This is a genomic window from Pseudonocardia hierapolitana (genome assembly GCF_007994075.1).
Classification (GTDB): domain Bacteria; phylum Actinomycetota; class Actinomycetes; order Mycobacteriales; family Pseudonocardiaceae; genus Pseudonocardia; species Pseudonocardia hierapolitana.
The window spans coordinates 1,253,222-1,271,968 of sequence record NZ_VIWU01000001.1 but is presented as its reverse complement, the minus strand read 5'-3'; the positions used below and the strand labels follow the sequence as shown (position 1 = coordinate 1,271,968).

Below are 18,747 nucleotides of genomic sequence, written 5' to 3'. Positions count from 1 at the left end.
AACGGAGCCTGCGATGGGCCGCACCACCGTCACCACCGAGATCGTCCTGCCGGGCCGGGTCGAGCCGAGTGGTCTGCAGATCCGCACCCGCGACCTCCCGGCGCCGGACGCGGGTCAGGTCGTCCTGCGGATGGACGCGACCGGCGTGTCGTTCGCCGAGCAGCAGATGCGCCTGGGCAAGTACTACGACCAGCCGCCGTTCCCGTTCGTGCCCGGCTACGACGTCGTCGGCACCGTCACCGCAACCGGTCCCGACGTTGACCCCGCCATGGTCGGGCGCCGGTTCGCCGCGGCCACCAAGATCGGGAGCTGGGCGTCCCACCAGCTGATCGACGCCGCCGACCTGGTGCCCGTGCCCGAGGGCGTGGACGTGGCCGACGCCGAGACCGTGGTCGTCAACGGGATCACGGCCTGGCAGATGCTGCACCGCACCGCCCGGGTCCGCTCCGGAGCGACGATCGTGGTGCTGGGCGCCAACGGTGGCGTCGGGACGACGCTCGTGCAGCTGGCCCGCCACGCCGGGATCAGGGTGATCGGTACGGCGTCGGAGCGTCACCACGCCGCGCTGCGCGAGCTCGACGTGATCCCGGTCGACTACCGCGATCCGCACATGTACCAGCGGATCCGCGAGATCGCGCCGGACGGCGTGGACGCGGTGTTCGACCACGTCGGCGGCCCCGGGATCACCGAGTCGTGGCGGCTGCTGCGCCGCGGCGGGACGCTGGTGTCCTACGGAACCGCGGCCACGAAGAACGAGGAGGGCAACTCCCGGCTCCCGGTGCTGAAGCTGTTCGCCCGGCTGCTGATGTGGAACCTGCTGCCCAACGGCAGGTCGGCGCGGTTCTACAACTTCTGGGCCGGCCGGCACCGCCTCGACTCCTTCCGGGCCCGGTTGCGCGAGGACCTCACCTCGGTGCTGGGGCTGCTGGCCGACGGTGTCCTCACCGCGCAGGTCGCCGCGCGGTTCCCGCTGTCGGAGGCCGGATCGGCACTCGCGCTGGCCGAGTCGCGCACGGTCGCCGGCAAGGTCGTCATCCTCCCGGACGCCTGATCGTCGTGTCACCCGCCGACGCACCCGACCAGATCGACCAGATCGACCAGATCGGAGACATCATGACCACCGCCGTCCTGCCCGCCCCTGCTGCCGTCCGCCCCGCCACCACCGGCGACATCGACAGCCGCGCCGCCTACGCCGGTTTCGGGCTCGCCTACGTCCTCGGACACGGCGCATCAGCCGTCTCGACGGGACCCGACCCGCTGATCGCCCTGCCCGCGTGGCTGCCGATGGGCCTCCTCGGCGCCGGGCTCGTCGCCGGCACCCTCCTCGCCGTGCTCGCGGCCGGCCGCGCACAGCGCGGTGCCGGTCGGCACGAGGCGCTCTCCGGGAGGCTGCTCGGGCTCTCGTGGATCAGCGGCTTCGCCGCGCTCTTCCTCGCCATCACCGGTCTCGCCGCCGAATTGGACAGGCCCGACCTGCAGACGATGCTCTGGCCGACCATGGCCGGCTTCCTCGTCGGCGTGCTCTACCTCGGGGAAGGCGCCACGCGCCGCAACGTCCTGCACTACGGCCTCGGCACGTGGCTCGCCCTGACCTCCACCGCCGCGCTCTTCCTCGGCATCCCGGGCCTGTTCTGGGTCCTCGCCATCGCGGGCGGCGGTGGGTTCGCGCTCGCGGCAGTCCTCGAGAGCCGCAGGCTCGCCCGCACCTCCGGGACGAGCAGCGCCTCCCGGTAGCCGCACATGTCTCGGCCTCTCGCCGCCGCCTTTCCGGCACCGCAGGTCACACCGCGGTCAGGACGCCACCAGCTCACCCTCGTCGGGGGCGGGGACCACGACGTTGTCGCGGAACACGCCGTCGGGGTCGTACCGGCACTTCGCCGCCTGCAGCCGCCGCAGTGTCGCGGGCGGGTAGGCGTCGAGCAGCCGGCCGGGCCTGCGGTCGGTCTCGAAGCTCCAGTACAGGCCGCTGAAGTGCCCGGTCATCTCGTCCCATGCCGCGTCGAGCCGGCGCCGGTCGGCACCGAACGCGACCGCGGAGAAGTTGGCCGAGCGGTGGGCGTAGGCCGTGGCGTCCGGCGGGACGTCGGCGACGGCACCGCCGACGGAGCGGAGCTGCAGGAAGTACGTCGCACCGCTGTGCAGGAAGTCCTCCGCCGCACGCGCGAACTCGGGCGTGATGTGCTCCACCAGGGCCGACCGCGTCACCGGCTCGCCCCGACCGTGGTGCGGGCCCGGCTCGGGCAGGCTCACGATCCCCGGGTACGGCGTCAGCACCACCTGCTGGGCGAGCAGCGGCCCGATGCCGGCGAGGGGCTGCAGCCGTTCGACGATCGTGTCCGGGTCCGCCGAGTCGACGGCGGCCATGATCGTCGCGAGGGCCGGGCGGCCGCGGCGCGGCGGGCCGAGGATCAGGAACGCGGTCAGGTCGCGGGGCGCGGCCTCGACCACCGAGCCGTACGCGCGCAGCAGCCCCGCCGTGTCCGACGCGTCCAGGGTGAGCTGGGCGAACCCGAGCTCGCCGACCTCGTCGGCCTCGAACTCGAACGACGTGACGATCCCCAGCGCCGACCCGGCGCCGCGCACGCCCCAGAACAGGTCCGGGTGGTGGTGCTCGTCGGCGCGCACGACCGAGCCGTCGGCCAGCACCACCTCGACGGCGCGGATGTGGTCGATGGTCAGCCCGTGTTCGCGGGCGAGGAACCCGATCCCGCCTGCGGTCGCGAGCCCGCCGACGCCGACGCCGCCGTAGTCGCCCGAGGTGATCGCCCAGCCGTACGAGTGCAGGGCCTGCGCGACCTCGCCCCACCGTGCCCCGGGGCCGATCCGGACGCGACGGGTGGCGGCGTCCAGCACCTCGATCCCGTTCAGCGCCGCCAGGTCGATGACGATCCCGCCGTCGTTGGTGGAGCGCCCGCTGATGCCGTGTCCGCCGCTGCGCACGCCGAGCGGGACGTCGTGACGCCGCGCGAACCCGAGCGCGTCCACCACCTCCGAGGTGGTGCGCGGCCGGAGGACGAGCCCTGGCGAGCCGCCGCGCAGGTAGTTCGAGCGGACGCTCGCGTACTGCACATCGCCCGGCTCGACGGCCGCCTCGGCGAGCGTCGCCGGGATCGCGTCGTAGTCGATCCCGGGTAGGCGGTGGGCGCGCACCGCGGCGCTGCGGCAGTCGGTCGTTCTCGTCATCGGGCACGCTCGGCCGTGACCAGGTCGCGGACAGCGGGCGCGACCTCCTTGCCGAAGACCGCGATCGCCTGAGGGTCGTCGCTCGTGAGGATGAAGTCGGCCACGCCGTACTCGAGCGCCAGCGCCGCGAGCTGCTCGGCCCACTGCCCGGGTGGGCCGGTGAGCAGCTGGTCGCTCGAGTCCGTGCGGAACCGGCCGCCGACGTTGAGCTGGCGCCGGATCACCCGCGGGTCCCGACCGGCCTCGGCCGCGGCCTCGTCGATCACGGCGTTGCCGTCGGCGAGGGCCTGCAGCGAGCCCAGGTACGCGAGCGTGGGCAGCCAGCCGTCGGCCTTGCGCCCGATCAGCCGCAGCATCCGCGGTTTGTACGCGCCGAGCCAGATGCCGATCGGGTGGGCGGGCGCAGGCCCCCGCTTGGCGCCGTCGACCCGGTAGTAGGTGCCGTCGATCCGCAGCGGCTCGCGGTTGCCCGCGTCCCAGACGCCCCGGATGACGTCGACGGCCTCGCCGAGCGCGTCCACGGCCTGCCCGGGCGACAGCCGCCGCCCGCCCATCGCCTCGATGGCGTCCCAGAACCCGCCGGCCCCGAGCCCGAGCTCGAACCGCCCACCGCTGAGCAGGTCGAGGCTCGCCGCGGCCCGCGCCAGCACGGCAGGCGGGCGCAGCGGGAGGTTGAGCACGTTGCCCGACAGGCTGATGCGCCGGGTCCGCGCTGCGACGTAGCTGAGCAACGTCCAGGTGTCCAGGAACCGGGGCTGGTAGGGATGGTCCTGGAACGTCGCGAGATCGAGCCCGGCTTCCTCCGCGGCCTGCGCCGCCTCGACGGCCTGCTGCGGTGCCGCGTTCGCCGGAGTGATGAACGACCCGAAACGCAGGTCGTGTCCGTAGTCCGTCATGGTCCCTCGTTCGAGATGTGCTGCTTCGCAGACTATTGTCTGCGGGACGATCTGTCCAACAGCTCATCGCGCCGGGTGATTCCGCTCAGGTGAGGTAGTCGCGGAGGCTTCCCGTCCGGGAGGGGTGGCGCAGCTTGGTCATGGTCCTGGCCTCGATCTGCCGGATCCGTTCGCGGGTGACCCCGTGGATCCGGCTGATCTCGTCGAGGGTGCGCGGCCGGCCGTCGGTGAACCCGAACCGCAGCCGGAGGATGTCGGCTTCGCGTTGGGACAGGGTGGCCAGCACCTCTCGGATCTCGTTCCGGAGGACGGCCGATGCCGCCGCCTCGTCGGCGGCCACCGCGCTGGTGTCCTGGATGAGGTCGCCGAGGCTGGTGTCGTTCTCGTGGCCGAGGGTGAGGTCGAGCGAGATCGGGTCGCGGGCGTAGTGCTCGATCTCGCGGACCTTCGCCGGGCTGATCGACATCTCCGCGGCCAGCTCGTCGACCGTGGGGTCGCGGCCGAGCTGGACGAGCAGGTCGCGGCGTCGGAGGTACAGCTTGCTGAGCAGCTCGCCCACGTGCACGGGGATGCGGATGACGCGGGACTGGTCGGCCAGGCTGCGGCTGACCGCCTGGCGGATCCACCAGGTGGCGTAGGTGGAGAACTTGTAGCCCTTGGCGTAGTCGAACTTCTCGACCGCACGGATGAGGCCGATGTTGCCTTCCTGGACGAGGTCGAGGAAGGGGATGCCGCGGCCGGAATAGCGCTTCGCCACCGACGCGACCAGCCGCAGGTTCGCTTCGATCAGGTGGGTCTTCGCGCGCATCCCGTCCCGCGCGAGCCAGTGCAGCTCCCGCCTGGTCGCGGTGGAGGCCGGGAACTCATCGGCGGGCCGGCTGAGTCGAGCTGCGGCGTAGACACCGACCTCGATCCGCTGGGCCAGCTCGATCTCCTCGCCGGCCGACAGCAGCGCGGTCCGGCCGATGAGTCGCAGATAGGCGCGGACGGGATCGATCGACGCCACGAGGTGTTCGTCGACGTCGCGCTCGCGGTCGTCCGCGAGCGGCGCGCGCCTGGTTCGGCTCACGGCGACCAGCGGTCGTAGACAGCGTCGAACGACACCGAGGTCAGCGATCGGATGAGCGCGAGCACGGTGGACAGCGCCTGGTACTTCTCGCCGATGTCGGGGCGTTCGCCGGACCGCTGCACGTCGTCCCAGAGCGTCTCGACGTACTCGAGGAGGGCCTGCCGGGCGATGAGCTGCCGCTCCCGGTCGGGCTCGCTCATCCTGGTGAGGCGTGCGCGATCGAGCGCGGCGAACGCTTCGACGAGTTCCTCGGGACGGAGCACGCCTGTCTCCTGTCAGCTGCGGGTTTCGGTCGCCGTGAGGCGGGCGGTGCGGGTGGCGGCGTCGCGGTCAGGGGACGTAGACGTCCACGGCTCGTGGACCGCCCGGTCCGTGGAGAAGTCGGAAGGCGACGCGGGTGTCCGCTGCGAGGCTCTGCTGTCCGCCGCCGTCGATCTGCGCCGAGCTGACCGGTACCTCGGACCCGGAGCCCTCCATCATGATCATGCCGATCCCGCGCCGGGCGTCGAACCACGCCACGGTTCCGTAGTGCATGCGCACTCCCTTCGTCGCCCTGGCGCTACGGTGTAGACGCTACGCTGTAGCGGGAAGGGCTTCAAGGTGAGCGGGGATCGGATGACGAACCAGACCGGTGCAGCTGTCCGCCGCCGGCCGGCGCTGCGTCGCGAGGAGGTGCTCGCCACGGCGTTGCGGCTCATCGACGCCGACGGGGTGGAGGCGCTGTCGATGCGCCGGATCGGCAGGGCGCTGGGGCGAGACCCGATGCGCCTCTACCGGTTCGCGGCGAGCAAGGAGGAGCTGCTCGACGGGGTCGTGGAGCTCGTGCTCGGCGAGCTGGAGGTCCCGAGGTCGGGAACATGGGAGGACGTGCTCCGGGGCGCCGCCCACGGCTACCGGCGGATCGCCCTCGCGCACCCGCACGTGGTGCCCCTGATGGTGACCCGCCCTCTGGCCACCCCGCTGGCGTTGCGACCGCTCGGAACCCTGCGTCCGCTGGAGGATCTGCTCGAGCTGCTCGTCCGCGCCGGATTCGACGAGCGCGGCGCGCTGCACGCGTACCGGTTCTACATCGGCTTCCTCCAGGGGCACGTGCTCAACGAGCTGCAGGAGCGCGTGTACGACCCGGAGGAGACCGACGACCTGCTGCGCCTCGGCCTGCACCGGCTGCCGGCCAAGGAGTTCCCACGCCTGCGTTCCCTCGCCGGTGAGCTGGCGGCCTACGACGGGCTACAGGAACTCGAGGAGGGCCTCGACGTGGTGATCGCCGGCCTGCGCCGCCAACTCGGCGGGCGACGCCACGAGGCGGTGCCCGCCGGTGCGGGGCGCAGGTCGGACGACGGTCCCGGTGGCCGGTGAGGTGGTCTCAGGCGCCGGCGGGCACCCCGAGCGAGGTCAGGAGGCGGCGAACCCGCCGCTCGATGTCGTTGCGGATGGGGCGGACGTCCTCGACGTCCTTGCCCGCCGGGTCCGGCAGGACCCAGTCCTCGTAGCGGCGGCCGGGGAAGACGGGGCAGGCGTCGCCGCAGCCCATCGTGACGACGACGTCGGCGGCGCGGACGATCTCGTCGGTCCACGGCTTGGGGTACTCGCCGGAGATGTCGATCCCCCGCTCGGCCATCGCCGCGACCGCTGACGGGTTGATCCGGCCGGCCGGCTCCGAACCACCCGACCAGGCGACGGCACGGTCGCCTGCCAGCTGGGTGAAGAACCCGAGCGCCATCTGGGAGCGCCCGGCGTTGTGGGTGCACAGGAACAGCACGACCGGCACCCCGCCGGCGTGCTTGCCCTCGACCTTGGCCAGCGCGCGCAGCCGTTGGCGGGCGAACCGCTCCGCCAGCAGCGGCAGGTAGTTCGGCACGGCGGCCCGCTGGGCGAACTCGTCGTAGGAGCCGTGCAGGAACCGTTCGATGGTATCGACGCCGAACGTGCCGTCGAACTCGCGGCCCAGGTTCGACGCGGCTGTCCGGAGCGCGAGCTGCTGATCGATGGACAGGTCCGGGCGGTGGGTCGTGGGCACGGCGCTCCTCAGGACGTGGACGGATCGATGGGGCGGATCACGGGGGCGAGCCGGCCGATCCGGTCGGTCAGCTCGGCGACGGCGCGGTCGAACGCGGCGTCGTCACCGTGGCGTGCCGGGTCGGGGATCGACCAGTGCAGCCGTTCCGGTCCCGCGCCGAGCTCCTCGTGGGCGGCGTCGCACACGGTGATGACCACGTCGTCCGTCCGCAGGACGTCGTTCACGTGGCGCGGCGTCGCGGGGGTGAGGGGCAGCCGGTGCCGGGCCGCGGCGGCCACTGCGCCGGGGTGCACCGCCTGCGCCGGATGAGTGCCCGCGGAGGTCGCGCGCACGGGCGCGGTCCCTGCCCAGATCGCGGCAGCGAGCTGTGAGCGAGCCGAGTTCTCGGTGCACACGAACACGATCCGCACCGCCTCCCGGACCGCCTTCGGTCGCAGCGCCTCCAGCGAGCCCGGGGTCAGCCGCAGGTAGCTGCGCCGGCGGTCGCCCTCGGAGCGGTGCCGGCCGACCACGCCGGCCCGCTCGAGAACCCCGACGTGGTGGGCCAGCAGGTTGGAGGGCATGTCCAGTAGCCGCTGCAGCTCGGACGGGGACGCCTCGCCGAGCACGAGCGCGTCGACGATCGCCAACCGCCCCGGATCGCCCAGTGCCGCGTGCACGGCGGCACGTCGCACTACGCAGTTTCGCTCAGTAGACATTGAGTCAATAATTGCTGAGGTATGTCTGTCGAGTCAACAGCGCGCCGCGGCCAGTGCCGGACCTGCAGCAACTGGGTGCTCCCGCTTCGCCGCGCCAGTTGTCACGACGGGGGGATGGGTGCGGCCTTTCGCTCCTCGTCAAGGCGCTGCGCCCTCCGGCGGTGGAGGAGGATCACGGCGGCGGCCACGCCCTGGGCGCCCAGCCACGCCCATCCGGCGCCCGTGACTCCGATCGCGGGGATCAGGACCAGCGTGCAGGTGATGACCGCTGCACTGGTCGCGGCGGGCAGCCCGAACTGCACCGCACGGTTGCGGCGCACACGTGCTTCCCACAGCGCGGAGTTCGTGACCACGTTCGGGATCGCGGAGAGCGCCAGCAGCGCGAGCAGGAGCGCGCCGGTCTCGGCATATCTGCTGCCGAACACCGACAGGATCAGGTAGGAGCCGCCTGCGACGACGAGGGCCCCGGGCAGGACGAGGGTGATCGCCTTGCGGTCCATCCCGCGGCGGGCGTGCACGATCGCGGCGGAGTCCCCTCCGGCCGAGTGCGCGACCATCGACTTGCCCATGCCGGAGGCGACCAGGTAGAGCGCGTAGGTGACCTGCCACGCCACGCCGTAGACGGCGGCGCCGCCCGCGTCGGTGAGGGCGATCACGATGAGCGGGAGCCCGAAGACGGCCGCCTGCCAGGCGACGTTCCCCGCGTAGTCGACGCCGACGAACCCGGCGAGGTCACGTGCCGTGACCTCCTGGACCGCCTGCGGCGCCGGGACCGGCTGCCTGCGCAGCGCCCGGGCCAGATAGGTGGTGACCGCCAGCACGAGGACGAACGTGGCGGCCAGCGTGCCGACCGCGATCCCGAACACGAGGCCCAGCCAGGCGGCCACCACGAGCAGAGCGATCTTCAGCAGGGCGAACACGATGTTCTCGACCAGGACCAGGGGGGCGCGCTTGATCGCGGTGAGGGCGGAGTCCTGCAGGACGAACACCGTCCAGATCGGCACGCTGAGCAGGTAGAAGGCGATCAGGGCGGGGTGCCCGAACGCCGCCACGAGATCCGGTGCCCAGAGGTTCGCGCCGATCCCGAACCCGAGCCCGACCACCGCCCCCCAGCCGATGCCGACGGCGAAGCAGCCCGCGACGAGGGCGCGGCGTCCATCGGACACGGGGACGAACCGCAGGATCGCGTTGCCGAGGTTGAGGTGGGAGGCCGAGGCGAGGAGCGTGACGGCCGACAGGGCTGCCGAGTTGACCCCGACGGTGTCCTGCTCGAACAGCCGCGCGGCGAGCACCCAGAACAGCATCCCGATGGCCGAGGACACGCCCGAGCTGAGCACGAGGGCCATCCCGTCGCGGTGCTGTGGTGCCCGCCAGCCGTCGGTGTTCTCGTGCTCGCCCGTCATCGGGCCGCCCTCCGACATGCCGACATGCTGGGTCGTGCCTCCTCGGGAACGCGGCTGGTGAGCCGATCCGTCGACGGTCGTCGTCCGCCGCGTGCGCCGCCGGCGCGGTGCGTGACGGGGGTGATCATGGGGGAGGGAGGCTGAGGCCCGGCTGAGAGCGCACGCGGTGCCCCGATTTCCCTCGTCAGTGCTGTGCAGCGCATAGAACCGGGCTGTGCGGGAACAACCCCGGCGTGTGGGTCGGGGGATCGTCGGTGCGCTGGCAGAACCGATGAGCGGGACAGATGGCAGTGGCTGCACGGCGCACGCGGCTGCCCTGTTCGAGTCCGGCGACGACCTCCGACGGCGGGTGGTGCCGTTCGTGCGTGACGGCCTCGCCGCCGGAGAGTCCGTGGTCGCCGTGGTGTCCGGACGCGCCGCCGCGCAGCTGCGCCGCGGCCTGGGTGCCGACGAGCGCGACATCCGGTGGCAGGTGCCCGACGTCAGCTACCGGAGCCTCGGTCCCATGTACAACGGCCTGCGCCGCTACCTGGCCGGGCAGTACGAGGCCGGGAACCGCATCCGGCTGATCGCGGAGAACGACACGACGAGCAGCGCCGCGCGCACGGCCGCCTACCTCCGGTTCGAGGCTGCCAGCAACCACGTGCTGGGCACCTACGGGTTCCCCTGGGTCTGCCTCTACGACCGGCGCCGCCACTCGCCTGACGTTCTCGATGCCGTGCGTCAGGTCCATCCGCTGCTCGTCGGCTCGGACGGGCGTTCAGCGCCCAGCAGCGACTACGTCCCGCCCGAGACCTACCTGCGCGCCCACCCCGGGCCGCTCTCGGTGGTTCCGCCGGAGCCTCCGGTCGACTTCTGGGTCACCACGGTCGGGCAGTTCGGGGCGGCCCGGCGCGCCGTGGCCGAGGCCGGGGGCATGCTCGGACTCACCGAGGAGACCGGTGACGACTTCGAGCTCGCCACCGCGGAGGCCCTGTCCAACGCCCTGCGCCACGGCGAGCGGCCGTGCCGGATCCGGGTCTGGGCCACCCCTCACCACGTCGTCATGAGGGTCGACGACCAGGGGCTCGGCGACGACATCACGACCAAGGGTTTCCACCCGCCCGACCCCGCGAACGTGCACGTCGGCGGGATGGGCGTGTGGATGATCCGGCAGCTGGCCGACGTCGTCCACATCCGGGTCGGCGCCGCCGGAACCGCCGTCGAGGTGCAGTTCCCGCGGCCGCCCGCACTCGAGCGCAGCGCCCGGGAACGCCAGACGTCCCAGAGCTGAGTCCGGGCTGCCACGAACGCCGGCCGCGCCTTCGGCGTCCTCCCCGCCGTCAGCCCTCGAGGTGCGCCGGGGCCGCCGACAGCGCGTCGGTCAGCAACGCGACGAGCGCCTCGAGCTGCACGTCGGCCGACGACCCGACCTCCTCCTCCGAACCGTCGAGCGCCTGGGCCGCGAGGCCGGCCTTGCTGTCGATCAGCTCGGCGATCCGGGCGTCGATCGTCTGCGCGGCGATGATGCGCCACGCGGTGACGGGCTGCGCCTGGCCGATGCGGTGGCTGCGGTCGATGGCCTGGGTCTGCTCCGCGGCGGTCCAGGACAGCTCCGCCAGCACGAGGTTCGACGCGACCTGCAGGTTGAGGCCCACCCCGGCCGCGGTCAGCGAGCAGACTGCGACGGCCACGCCTGCGTCGTTCACGAAGGCGTCGATGTTCCGCTGCCGCACCGCGGCCGTCTGGTCGCCGCGGATCGACGAGAAACGGACACCCTGCTGGGCGAACGTCTCCTCGGCGGCGTCCATCACGTCGACGTGCTTGGCGAAGAAGACCACCTTGCCCGCGCTGCGCGCGATCTGGGCCGCGTAGTCGGCGGCGAGGCCCGCCTTCGCCCGGCCGATCCGCCGCATCATGCTGAAGACGTTCTCGCCGGTCGTCGAGGCGGCCGCATCCTTCTGCTCCCACCTGGCCACCTGGCGCACGAGGTCGTGGTCGATGCCCTCGACGACGGCACCGGACCGGCGGCTCGCGAGCGCCTCCTCGTACCGCGCCACCATCCGGCGCGCGAGTTCGCGCTCGGCCGCCCGGATCGACCGGCCTGCCGGCCCGTCCAGCTCGACGGGGAGGTCGGCGATGCGGCGCGCGGGGATGTCGGCGGCCACGTCGACCTTGCGGCGCCGGACGATGCCGAGATCGACGACGCATTGCCGGGCCGCGGCGTAGAACCCCGGGTCGGCGGGGGTCAGGCCGGTCTCGTCGAGCGCGTTCATCAGCCCGGCGAGCGGCTTCGTCTCGTCGATCCAGCCGAGGAACTGCCAGATCGCCCGGAAGTCGTCGATGTCGTTGATCAGCGGGGTACCGGTGAGGGCCATCAGCAGCGGGCCCGCGGTGAAGGACCGGATCCGCTCGGACAGCGACAGGACGTGCCGTGAGCGCTGAGAGGACTTGTTCTTGATGAAGTGCGCCTCGTCGACGACCATCCCGCGCAGGCCGAAGTTGCCCAGCCAGCCCACGTGGCGGTCGAGCACCTCGTAGTTGACGACGAGGATGTCGGCGAACCCGTCGACCGAGTCGCCGTTGCCGTGGATCACGGTGGCGGTGCGGTGGGGCGTCCAGATCGCGGCCTCGCGCGCCCAGTTCGTCTTGACGACGTTCGGCACGACGACGAGCAGCGGGTAGGCGTTCGCCGCCTCGGCGGCGAGCAACGCCTGGGCCGTCTTGCCCAGGCCCGGCTCGTCGGCGAGCAGGAAGGTCCGGTGGCCTGCCGCTGCCGCGGCGACCAGCCGGGCCTGGTGCGGCATCAGCTCCAGGCCGGGCGGCGTGTACCGGGAGGTCGGCGCGGGGAGTGCCATGCACGCCGGGGCTCCGCTGCCGGCGCGCTCGAACGAGCTGAGCAGCGGGCCGATCAGCTCCCACGTGGCCAGCCGGGTGGGACGGGGTGCGCTCGGCCGGACGGCGGAGACATCGGGGGCGAGGAAGGGGTTGGCCAGCTGCCGGGAGACGACCGACCGTGGCACCACCCGGTTCTCCGCGGCGGCGTCCTGGGGCGCAGCCGGCGGAAGCTCGTCGGCGGCCGGCTCGATGCCCGCGGCCCTCAGCATGTCCCGCTTGAGTGCCCGGGCCTCGTCGGAGACGACAGCGTCCTCGGCGAGGAGCGCCATGAGCCCGGCATCGCGCACGGCGCTCTTCGCGAGGATCGTCGCGATGCCGTCGAGGCGCTTGAGCTGCTCGGCCCGGTGCGTGTCGCTGCCGTTCTCCTCCGCGCGGATCCGGGCGCGCTCGTCGCGCAGGAGCAGCGCGACGGCCTGGAACTTCGTGCGCGTCGCGGGGGTGACCCGACCGCTTCGAAGGGCCGTCTCGACCTCCCGGACGGCGCGGGCGAGCACCGAGTTGACGTCGTCGCGGCGAGGGCCGTGACGACGGCTGTGCGGGGCGCTGCGGCGAGCCCTGGTCTGGGGCTGGCCTCGTCGAGCCACTAACTCCTCCTTCGGGTGCCGCGCACCGTGCTTCGGTCGGGTGATGGGCGTCGCGGGGAGGGCCGAAGTCGCTCCTCTTCACGCGAGCGGACCCACGGATCGGCGGGGATCGACGCGCGGGCCGGACAGCCCGCCTGCATGCCGATTTGCCGCGGCACCCACCGCACAGGGCGGCCTCCGCCGGGTTCGTTCTGCCGGTGATCCTACCGCCTCACCGGCGATGTGGCTTGCGACGTTGGCCGCACTCGTTCGGCGCGACCGGCCGGGCGGACCCGGAGCGGCGCCGCCGACCCGCTGACGTGGAAGAAGTCCGCGGCCGGGCCGGTGTCGTCGACGTGGTCACAGTACCCGGCCCGGCCCGTTCTCGATGTCGTCCTACCGCGAGTGGCGCACGGATGACGCCCTTGCGGGTCTGCCGTCGCTGTCCGCAGCCGCCGATCGATGCCGGCATTCCCGCGCCGAGCTGATGCCCGAGTGGCGACTCCAGCACCAGCTCGGCGGCGGCGAAGGTCTCACTCGCGGTTGAGCTTGTCCTGGACGGCCCCGGCCGCCTTCTCGACCGGGTTGGGCAGGTCGGTGGTGCCGTACATGCGCGAATCGGGCCGGGTGGGGGCCGGCATCGGCTCGTGCGTCGTGGGCCCGTCGTGGTAGCTGAACTCGTGCCCGTCCGGGGTGGGCCCGCTCGCCCAGCGCCCGTTTGCCGCCTCCTTGCCGTCGCTGAAGTTGAGGTACTGGTAGGACACCTCGGTGTACTCCTTGCTCTGCGGGAAGTTGCTGGGCACGGGCATTCCCTCGTAGCCCTCTTCCTGCAGTTCCACGGCCGCGGCGAGCCACTGGTTCTGGTGCATGGTGTCGCGGGCGAGCAGGAAGGACAGCAGCTCGCGGACACCGTGGTCGTCGGTCATGTGGTACAGCCGCGCGACCTGTGTGCGGCCTTGCATCTCGGCGTTGGCGTTGGCGGTGAAGTCGGCGAGCAGGTTGCCGCTGCCGGTGATGTAGCTGCCCTGCCACGGGTTGCCGTTGCTGTCCACGGGGCGGGCGCCCGCACCGGCCACGATCGCGTGCTGCACGTCCGTCCCGCCGACGACAGCGGCGACGGTCGGGTCGTCCTGCACCGCATCGCTGGTGATGCCCAGGGGCGCCTTCTCGAGCAGCTGGGCGATCATGGTGGCGAGCATCTCGACGTGGCCGAACTCCTCGGCGCCGATCCCGAAGACGAGATCGCGGTACTTGCCGGGGAGGTGGGAGTTCCAGCCCTGGAACATGTACTGCATCGCCACGGTGATCTCGCCGTACTGGCCGCCGAGCACCTCTTGCAGCTTGCGCGCGTACACGGCGTCGGGTTGATCGGGCGTGGACCTGAACTGGAGTTCCTGGCGGTGGAAGAACATCGTTCTCCTGGGAGCGATCGGGACGGTTCCGACACCGGCGAGTGCCGGAGCCCCGTGGGTGCCCTGGACTTCCGCGCGGAAACTGCCGATCAGCGAGTCGCCCTCCCCGGCGCAACGGCGCCGCCGGCGAGGGCGCCAGGGCGCCGGCAGGAGGGCATCCACATCGCAGTGCGTAGCGCTGATCCTGTGACCGCGCTCGACGCTGCCTGCCGGGCGCCTCGTTCAGCTCTGCGGGCTCAGCCCTGCCACCGTCAGCCGGAACAGCCGGTGTGCCCGGGTGGCGGGGTCGGGGTGGTGCTCCGTGGCCAGGACGATGCCGACGATCAGCGTGATCAGGTCTTCGACGGTGACGTCGCTCGCCACAGCGCCGTCCTGCGCGGCGCGGCGCAGTAGCGGGCCTGCCGCCTCTTCCACCGCCGCCGAGCAGGCGTTCTCGTGCACCGGGTCGGACCCGGCGCCGTCGTAGGCCAGCGCGGCGGCCAGGCCCCGGGCGGAGACGCAGTAGTCGACGACGTCGCTCAGCCACTCCAGGAGCGCGGTGTGGCTGTCGCCCGTGCCGGTGAGGTCGTGGGCGCGGACGCACAGGGCCTCGATCCGCGTCCGGGATACCGCCTCCAGCAGTGCGCGGCGGGTCGGGAAGTGCCTGCGCACGGTCGCCGAGCCGACCCCCGCGGTGCGGGCGATCTGCTCGAGGGACGCAGCGGCGCCGTGTGCGGCGACCTCCGCCTCGGCCACGGCGAGGATCCGTGCGTAGTTGCGCCGGGCGTCCGCACGCTGGCGCTCGGGCATGGCGTCACCCCCAGGGTTGCTAAGTGGCGGGGCTCGCCATATCGTACCGGAGTCGAAACGGCGGGCCCCACCGTTTTCATTCGAAGCCCACCCGGAGGAGAACCATGTCCACGGTTTCCGCGCCCGTACTGGTCGCAGGCGCCACCGGCAGGCAGGGCGGTGCCACCGCGCGTGCCCTGCTCGCGGCGGGTGTTCCCGTCCGCGCCCTCGTGCGGGACCCGGCCACCGACCCGGCCAAGGCCGTCGAGGCGCTCGGCGCGGAACTGGTCGTCGGCGATCTCCACGACCGCGACTCCGTGATCCGGGCCGCCGAGGGCGCCCGCGCCGTCTTCTCCGTGCAGGCGCCCGCCCTGACCGCCGAGGGCTTCGATTTCGCCGGGGAGGTGGCTCAGGCCGTCAACCTCGTCGACGGTGCGAAGGCCGCCGGAGTGCCGCAGTTCGTGCAGACGTCCACCTCCGGAGCCGGCCGGCACGCCGAGACCCCCGGATGGGCCGAGGGTCGCTGGGCCGGCGTGGTGCCCAGCCTGGATGCCAAGAGCGCGATCCAGGAGCGGGTCCGCGCGGCAGGCTTCTCGCACTGGACGATCCTCAAGCCGGCCTTCTTCATGGAGAACTTCCTGCCGTCCATGGCGTTCCTGTTCCCGCGCGGCATCGAGGGCGGCATCGTGAGCGTCCTCCACCCCGGGACCCGGCTGTCCCTGGTCGCGGTGGACGACATCGGCAGGGCGGCCGCCGCGGCCATCGCCGCCCCGGAGCGGTTCGACGGGGTCGAACTGGAGCTGGCGAGCGACTACCTGTCGATGACGGAGATCGCCGAAGTCCTCTCGCGCGCCCTCGGCACGCGGCTGTCCGCGCCGGACATGACCGAGGAGCAGGCCGTTGCCGCCGGGATGCCGGCGATGGGCGCCTCGCACGAATGGCTGAACGTGGCGGGCCAGCCGGCGCGTCCGCAGTACGCCAGGGACCTCGGCATCCCGCTCACCAGCTTCGAGGAATGGGCGCAGGAGCACATGCGGCCCACGGCCTGACGCGGCCCCGCGTCCCGTTCGGTTCGCCGGGAGGCGGGCATCCCGTGGTGCGTCAGGCCAGTGCCCGTGCGGTGTAGTAGCTGCGGTTGGCCTCGATCAGCTCGTCGAGGGCGTCGCGGGCGCGGGTCAGCTCGTCGATGTGGGTCGTCAGGTGGTCGCGCTCCTCGAGCATCCGACGGAAGGCGGTCTCGGTGTTGTCGTCGCTGGGCGAGTCGACGCAGGGCAGCAGCTCGGCGATCGTGCGGCTGGACAGCCCGGCGGTGTAGAGGCGTTGCAGGAACCGCACCCGCTCGACCGCGTCCTCGGCGTAGTGGCGTTGTCCGCTCGGGCTGCGCGTGCTGGTCAGCAGGCCTTGCTCCTCGTAGTAGCGCAGCGACCGGACGCTCACTCCGGCCCGCTCCGCGAGTACCCCGATCCGCACGGGCTCCTCCTCGTGTGATCCGCGACGCAAATCCTCGCCTCTGACGTCAATGTCAGGTTTTAGCGTAGCGCGCAGTTGCTTCCGCACGCGGAGATGCCCCGAGGAGATGTCCGTGACCAGCCTGTTCGATCGCTACCAGTTGGGTGACCTCGCCCTGCCGAACAGGGTCGTGATGGCGCCCATGAGCCGGGTCCGTGCCACCGCCGACGGGCGGGCGACGGCGTCGATGGCGACCTACTACGCGCAGCGCGCCACCGCGGGCCTGATCGTCACCGAGGGCGTGCACCCCAACCGCGTCGGTCGGTCCAACCCCGGAACCCCGGGCCTGGTCACCGAGGAACACGTCGCCGCATGGCGTCCGGTCACCGACGCGGTCCACGTCAACGGCGGCCGGATCTTCGCCCAGCTCATGCACGGTGGCCGCGTGTCGCACCCCGGCACCACCGGGCTGCAGCCGGTCGGACCGTCGGCCGTAGCGGCGGTCGGGGAGGTGTTCACCCCGAACGGCCCGCAGCAGGCGCCGGTCCCACGCGCTCTCGACAGCGCGGAGATCCCCGAGCAGGCACGGTCGTACGCCGACGCGGCCCGGCGCGGCGTCGATGCGGGCTTCGACGGGGTCGAGCTCCACGGCGCCAACGGTTACCTGATCGCCCAGTTCCTCTCCTCGACCGCCAACCTGCGCACCGACGCCTACGGCGGCCCGGTCGCGCACCGCATCCGGTTCGCGGTGGAGGCGGTCGAGGCGACCGTCGACGCGGTCGGCGGGCCGCGCACGGGCATCCGGCTCTCTCCGGGCGCAGGGCTGTGGGGCGCCGAGGACACCGTCGTCCCCGAGCTGTACAGCGCCCTGCTGGCCGAGCTGAACCGCTTCGACCTGGCCTACATCCACCTCGAGGCGACCACCGACGAGGACACCCTGCTCCAGCTGCGCAAGATCTGGGACGGCACGCTGATCGTCAGTCCGACCAGGCCGATGGGGGCGCAGCGCACCGACCGTCGATCCGCCGACCACTGGCTCGACCTCGGCGCCGACCTGATCAGCTTCGGGCGGGCCTTCATCAGCAACCCCGACCTGGTCGAGCGGCTCCGCGCAGGACTTCCGATGGCCCGGGACGACCAGGACACCTGGTACCAGGGCGGCGACGCCGGCTACGTCGACTACCCGGCCTACCGGCACGCCGCCTGACGACCTCGGTGCTGGGAGGCGGGGAGGCGCTGGCGGTACTCACCTGCGGCGCGCGGTGAGCAGGAGGCGACCGGTCCCGACCGTGAACGGCTCACCGCCGGGCCCGCCGTACTGCTGGATCTCGGTGAAGCCGCAGTCGGCGAGCAGTCGCCGCAGCGCCGCGACGGTGTAGACGTGGTGCAGAGCGGTGACCTCGACCACCTGGGTGCCCCGCTGGAACCGGTAGTGGCTCAGCAACCTGCTGCCCACCACGTCGTAGGTGTTCGACCCGGAGACCGTGATGTCGCCGACGGTCATGTCGCGCGGCCGGTCGTCGACGAACCCGGGCAGGACGGACTCGGCGGCCGCCGAGAAGTCGACGACCAGGCCACCACCCGGTCGGATCGCCGCGGCGAGTGCCGTCACGAACTCGTGCAGGCCGTCGGGATCGAGGTAGCCGAAGCTGTTGCCCATGCAGATGGCGGCGTCGAACGAGCCGTCGGCGGGGATGTCGCGCATCTCGGCGACGACCAGATCGACGTCGACGCCGGCGTCGGCCGCTGCGCGTCGCGCGTGGCCGATCGCCTCGGTCGAGATGTCCACGCCGACCACGGTGTGACCGCGAGCGGCGAGGGCGATGGTGTGCCGCCCGCTGCCGCACGGCACGTCGAGCACCCGGGACCGCGGGGCGAGGTCGATGCGGGTGCAGACGAAGTCCACCTCGGACGCGGTGGCCTCCGGTGGCACGGCCCGGCGCCAGAACTCGTTGGGCAGCTCGGTGAAGAAGTCGGTGTACCAGTCGGACGGGACGTTCGCGGTCATGGGGTTCGACACGTGTCGATGGTGGCGGCGTGGTCGGTTTCGCGGATGGGTGCGCGGTGCCCATGTGTTGCGGGCCGGGTGCCTACGGGGCGGTCGCCGAGCGCGTGCTCGCCCGAGCACGGCGAGATGGGCGACCAGCACCGATGCCGGAGACCGTTGCCTGCCGGTAGGAACGCCTTCATGACGACATCGTCGACCACGTCCCGACGCATCCACGAACTCGGCATCGAACTCCCGGTGCCGCTGCAGCCTGCGGGGCTCTACGTCCCCGCAGTGCGCGCGGGCGATCTGCTCTTCCTCTCCGGCACGGGCCCGGTGCGTGCCGACGGCAGCCTGGTCACCGGGAAGGTCGGCCGCGACCTCGACCTCGATGCGGCCCGCGAGGGGAGTCGCTGACGTGCGAC

Annotated in this window: 20 protein-coding genes; 7 read left to right on the top strand and 13 right to left on the bottom strand. The window is 72.4% G+C overall.

Annotated features, from left to right (window positions below; translation table 11 throughout):
- Positions 1-13 precede the first annotated feature (13 nt).
- Positions 14-1,051, top strand: coding sequence for a medium chain dehydrogenase/reductase family protein (locus FHX44_RS06130; protein WP_147254573.1), 1,038 nt, complete (start codon positions 14-16; stop codon positions 1,049-1,051).
- A gap of 5 nt (positions 1,052-1,056) precedes the next feature.
- The gene (locus FHX44_RS06125) at positions 1,057-1,734 is read left to right on the top strand and encodes an ABC transporter permease (RefSeq protein WP_246170238.1); all 678 of its coding nucleotides are present in this window, start codon (positions 1,057-1,059) and stop codon (positions 1,732-1,734) included.
- Between the two features lie 57 nt (positions 1,735-1,791).
- Here FHX44_RS06125 and FHX44_RS06120 read toward each other — a convergent pair whose 3' ends face one another.
- The 5 genes from FHX44_RS06120 to FHX44_RS06105 all read right to left on the bottom strand — a co-directional run bounded on the left by FHX44_RS06120 (position 1,792) and on the right by FHX44_RS06105 (position 5,682).
- Positions 1,792-3,183: an FAD-binding oxidoreductase gene (locus FHX44_RS06120; RefSeq protein WP_147254572.1), complete on the bottom strand. Its 1,392-nt coding sequence runs from the start codon at positions 3,181-3,183 to the stop codon at positions 1,792-1,794.
- Positions 3,180-4,079, bottom strand: coding sequence for an LLM class flavin-dependent oxidoreductase (locus FHX44_RS06115; RefSeq protein WP_147254571.1), 900 nt, complete (start codon positions 4,077-4,079; stop codon positions 3,180-3,182). The genes FHX44_RS06120 and FHX44_RS06115 overlap by 4 nt, the downstream gene beginning before the upstream one ends.
- A gap of 85 nt (positions 4,080-4,164) precedes the next feature.
- Positions 4,165-5,148, bottom strand: a complete 984-nt coding sequence (locus FHX44_RS06110; RefSeq protein WP_425469117.1) for an RNA polymerase sigma factor — start codon at positions 5,146-5,148, stop codon at positions 4,165-4,167.
- Positions 5,145-5,411 (bottom strand): hypothetical protein, encoded by a 267-nt coding sequence (locus tag FHX44_RS43125; protein WP_246170237.1) that lies wholly within the window; start codon positions 5,409-5,411, stop codon positions 5,145-5,147. Before FHX44_RS43125 ends, FHX44_RS06110 begins: the two co-directional genes overlap by 4 nt.
- Positions 5,412-5,478: 67 nt before the next feature.
- On the bottom strand, positions 5,479-5,682 hold the full coding sequence (locus FHX44_RS06105; RefSeq protein ID WP_147254569.1) for a cold-shock protein: 204 nt from the start codon (positions 5,680-5,682) through the stop codon (positions 5,479-5,481).
- Positions 5,683-5,763: 81 nt separating this feature from the next.
- On the opposite strand from FHX44_RS06105, the gene FHX44_RS06100 reads away from it, so the two are divergent.
- Positions 5,764-6,504, top strand: coding sequence for a TetR/AcrR family transcriptional regulator (locus FHX44_RS06100; protein ID WP_147254568.1), 741 nt, complete (start codon positions 5,764-5,766; stop codon positions 6,502-6,504).
- Between the two features lie 7 nt (positions 6,505-6,511).
- Here the strand turns inward: FHX44_RS06100 and FHX44_RS06095 are convergent, their stop codons facing one another.
- The 3 genes from FHX44_RS06095 to FHX44_RS06085 all read right to left on the bottom strand — a co-directional run bounded on the left by FHX44_RS06095 (position 6,512) and on the right by FHX44_RS06085 (position 9,284).
- On the bottom strand, positions 6,512-7,165 hold the full coding sequence (locus FHX44_RS06095) for an arsenate reductase ArsC (RefSeq protein WP_147254567.1): 654 nt from the start codon (positions 7,163-7,165) through the stop codon (positions 6,512-6,514).
- A gap of 8 nt (positions 7,166-7,173) precedes the next feature.
- The gene (locus FHX44_RS06090) at positions 7,174-7,824 is read right to left on the bottom strand and encodes an arsenate reductase/protein-tyrosine-phosphatase family protein (protein ID WP_246170236.1); all 651 of its coding nucleotides are present in this window, start codon (positions 7,822-7,824) and stop codon (positions 7,174-7,176) included.
- Between the two features lie 140 nt (positions 7,825-7,964).
- Positions 7,965-9,284, bottom strand: a complete 1,320-nt coding sequence (locus FHX44_RS06085; RefSeq protein WP_147254565.1) for a lipopolysaccharide biosynthesis protein — start codon at positions 9,282-9,284, stop codon at positions 7,965-7,967.
- Between the two features lie 253 nt (positions 9,285-9,537).
- Here FHX44_RS06085 and FHX44_RS06080 point away from each other — a divergent pair, with 253 nt between their 5' ends.
- Positions 9,538-10,539, top strand: coding sequence for a sensor histidine kinase (locus tag FHX44_RS06080; RefSeq protein WP_147254564.1), 1,002 nt, complete (start codon positions 9,538-9,540; stop codon positions 10,537-10,539).
- A gap of 49 nt (positions 10,540-10,588) precedes the next feature.
- Here the strand turns inward: FHX44_RS06080 and FHX44_RS06075 are convergent, their stop codons facing one another.
- The 3 genes from FHX44_RS06075 to FHX44_RS06065 all read right to left on the bottom strand — a co-directional run bounded on the left by FHX44_RS06075 (position 10,589) and on the right by FHX44_RS06065 (position 14,907).
- On the bottom strand, positions 10,589-12,727 hold the full coding sequence (locus tag FHX44_RS06075; RefSeq protein WP_147254563.1) for a DEAD/DEAH box helicase: 2,139 nt from the start codon (positions 12,725-12,727) through the stop codon (positions 10,589-10,591).
- Between the two features lie 512 nt (positions 12,728-13,239).
- On the bottom strand, positions 13,240-14,118 hold the full coding sequence (locus FHX44_RS06070) for a manganese catalase (protein WP_147254562.1): 879 nt from the start codon (positions 14,116-14,118) through the stop codon (positions 13,240-13,242).
- A 222-nt stretch (positions 14,119-14,340) separates the two neighbouring features.
- Complete coding sequence (locus FHX44_RS06065) at positions 14,341-14,907, bottom strand: TetR/AcrR family transcriptional regulator (RefSeq protein WP_147254561.1); 567 nt, start codon at positions 14,905-14,907, stop codon at positions 14,341-14,343.
- A gap of 104 nt (positions 14,908-15,011) precedes the next feature.
- Between FHX44_RS06065 and FHX44_RS06060 the strand changes: the two genes are divergently transcribed.
- Positions 15,012-15,935 carry an NmrA family NAD(P)-binding protein gene (locus FHX44_RS06060; RefSeq protein WP_147254560.1) on the top strand — a complete coding sequence of 308 codons (924 nt, stop codon included), beginning with the start codon at positions 15,012-15,014 and terminating at the stop codon, positions 15,933-15,935.
- Positions 15,936-15,987: 52 nt separating this feature from the next.
- On the opposite strand, the gene FHX44_RS06055 is transcribed toward FHX44_RS06060, so the two are convergent.
- Positions 15,988-16,356 (bottom strand): MerR family transcriptional regulator, encoded by a 369-nt coding sequence (locus FHX44_RS06055; RefSeq protein ID WP_147254559.1) that lies wholly within the window; start codon positions 16,354-16,356, stop codon positions 15,988-15,990.
- Between the two features lie 112 nt (positions 16,357-16,468).
- On the opposite strand from FHX44_RS06055, the gene FHX44_RS06050 reads away from it, so the two are divergent.
- Positions 16,469-17,542, top strand: a complete 1,074-nt coding sequence (locus tag FHX44_RS06050) for an alkene reductase (protein ID WP_147254558.1) — start codon at positions 16,469-16,471, stop codon at positions 17,540-17,542.
- A gap of 39 nt (positions 17,543-17,581) precedes the next feature.
- Here FHX44_RS06050 and FHX44_RS06045 read toward each other — a convergent pair whose 3' ends face one another.
- On the bottom strand, positions 17,582-18,355 hold the full coding sequence (locus tag FHX44_RS06045) for an SAM-dependent methyltransferase (protein WP_212612353.1): 774 nt from the start codon (positions 18,353-18,355) through the stop codon (positions 17,582-17,584).
- Positions 18,356-18,523: 168 nt separating this feature from the next.
- Here FHX44_RS06045 and FHX44_RS06040 point away from each other — a divergent pair, with 168 nt between their 5' ends.
- Entirely contained in the window at positions 18,524-18,739 is a 216-nt protein-coding gene (locus FHX44_RS06040) for a RidA family protein (RefSeq protein ID WP_147254557.1), read from the top strand.
- Positions 18,740-18,747 lie beyond the last annotated feature (8 nt).

Bases quoted from the DNA above. Each gene is read 5' to 3' on its own strand.
- FHX44_RS06085 (WP_147254565.1), bottom strand. From the start codon at position 9,284: ATGTCGGAGGGCGGCCCGATGACGGGCGAGCACGAGAACACCGACGGC.
- FHX44_RS06060 (WP_147254560.1), top strand. From the start codon at position 15,012: ATGTCCACGGTTTCCGCGCCCGTACTGGTCGCAGGCGCCACCGGCAGG.
- FHX44_RS06120 (WP_147254572.1), bottom strand. From the start codon at position 3,183: ATGACGAGAACGACCGACTGCCGCAGCGCCGCGGTGCGCGCCCACCGC.
- FHX44_RS06040 (WP_147254557.1), top strand. From the start codon at position 18,524: ATGACGACATCGTCGACCACGTCCCGACGCATCCACGAACTCGGCATC.
- FHX44_RS06100 (WP_147254568.1), top strand. From the start codon at position 5,764: ATGACGAACCAGACCGGTGCAGCTGTCCGCCGCCGGCCGGCGCTGCGT.
- FHX44_RS06065 (WP_147254561.1), bottom strand. From the start codon at position 14,907: ATGCCCGAGCGCCAGCGTGCGGACGCCCGGCGCAACTACGCACGGATC.
- FHX44_RS06105 (WP_147254569.1), bottom strand. From the start codon at position 5,682: ATGCACTACGGAACCGTGGCGTGGTTCGACGCCCGGCGCGGGATCGGC.
- FHX44_RS06070 (WP_147254562.1), bottom strand. From the start codon at position 14,118: ATGTTCTTCCACCGCCAGGAACTCCAGTTCAGGTCCACGCCCGATCAA.
- FHX44_RS06115 (WP_147254571.1), bottom strand. From the start codon at position 4,079: ATGACGGACTACGGACACGACCTGCGTTTCGGGTCGTTCATCACTCCG.
- FHX44_RS06080 (WP_147254564.1), top strand. From the start codon at position 9,538: ATGAGCGGGACAGATGGCAGTGGCTGCACGGCGCACGCGGCTGCCCTG.
- FHX44_RS06130 (WP_147254573.1), top strand. From the start codon at position 14: ATGGGCCGCACCACCGTCACCACCGAGATCGTCCTGCCGGGCCGGGTC.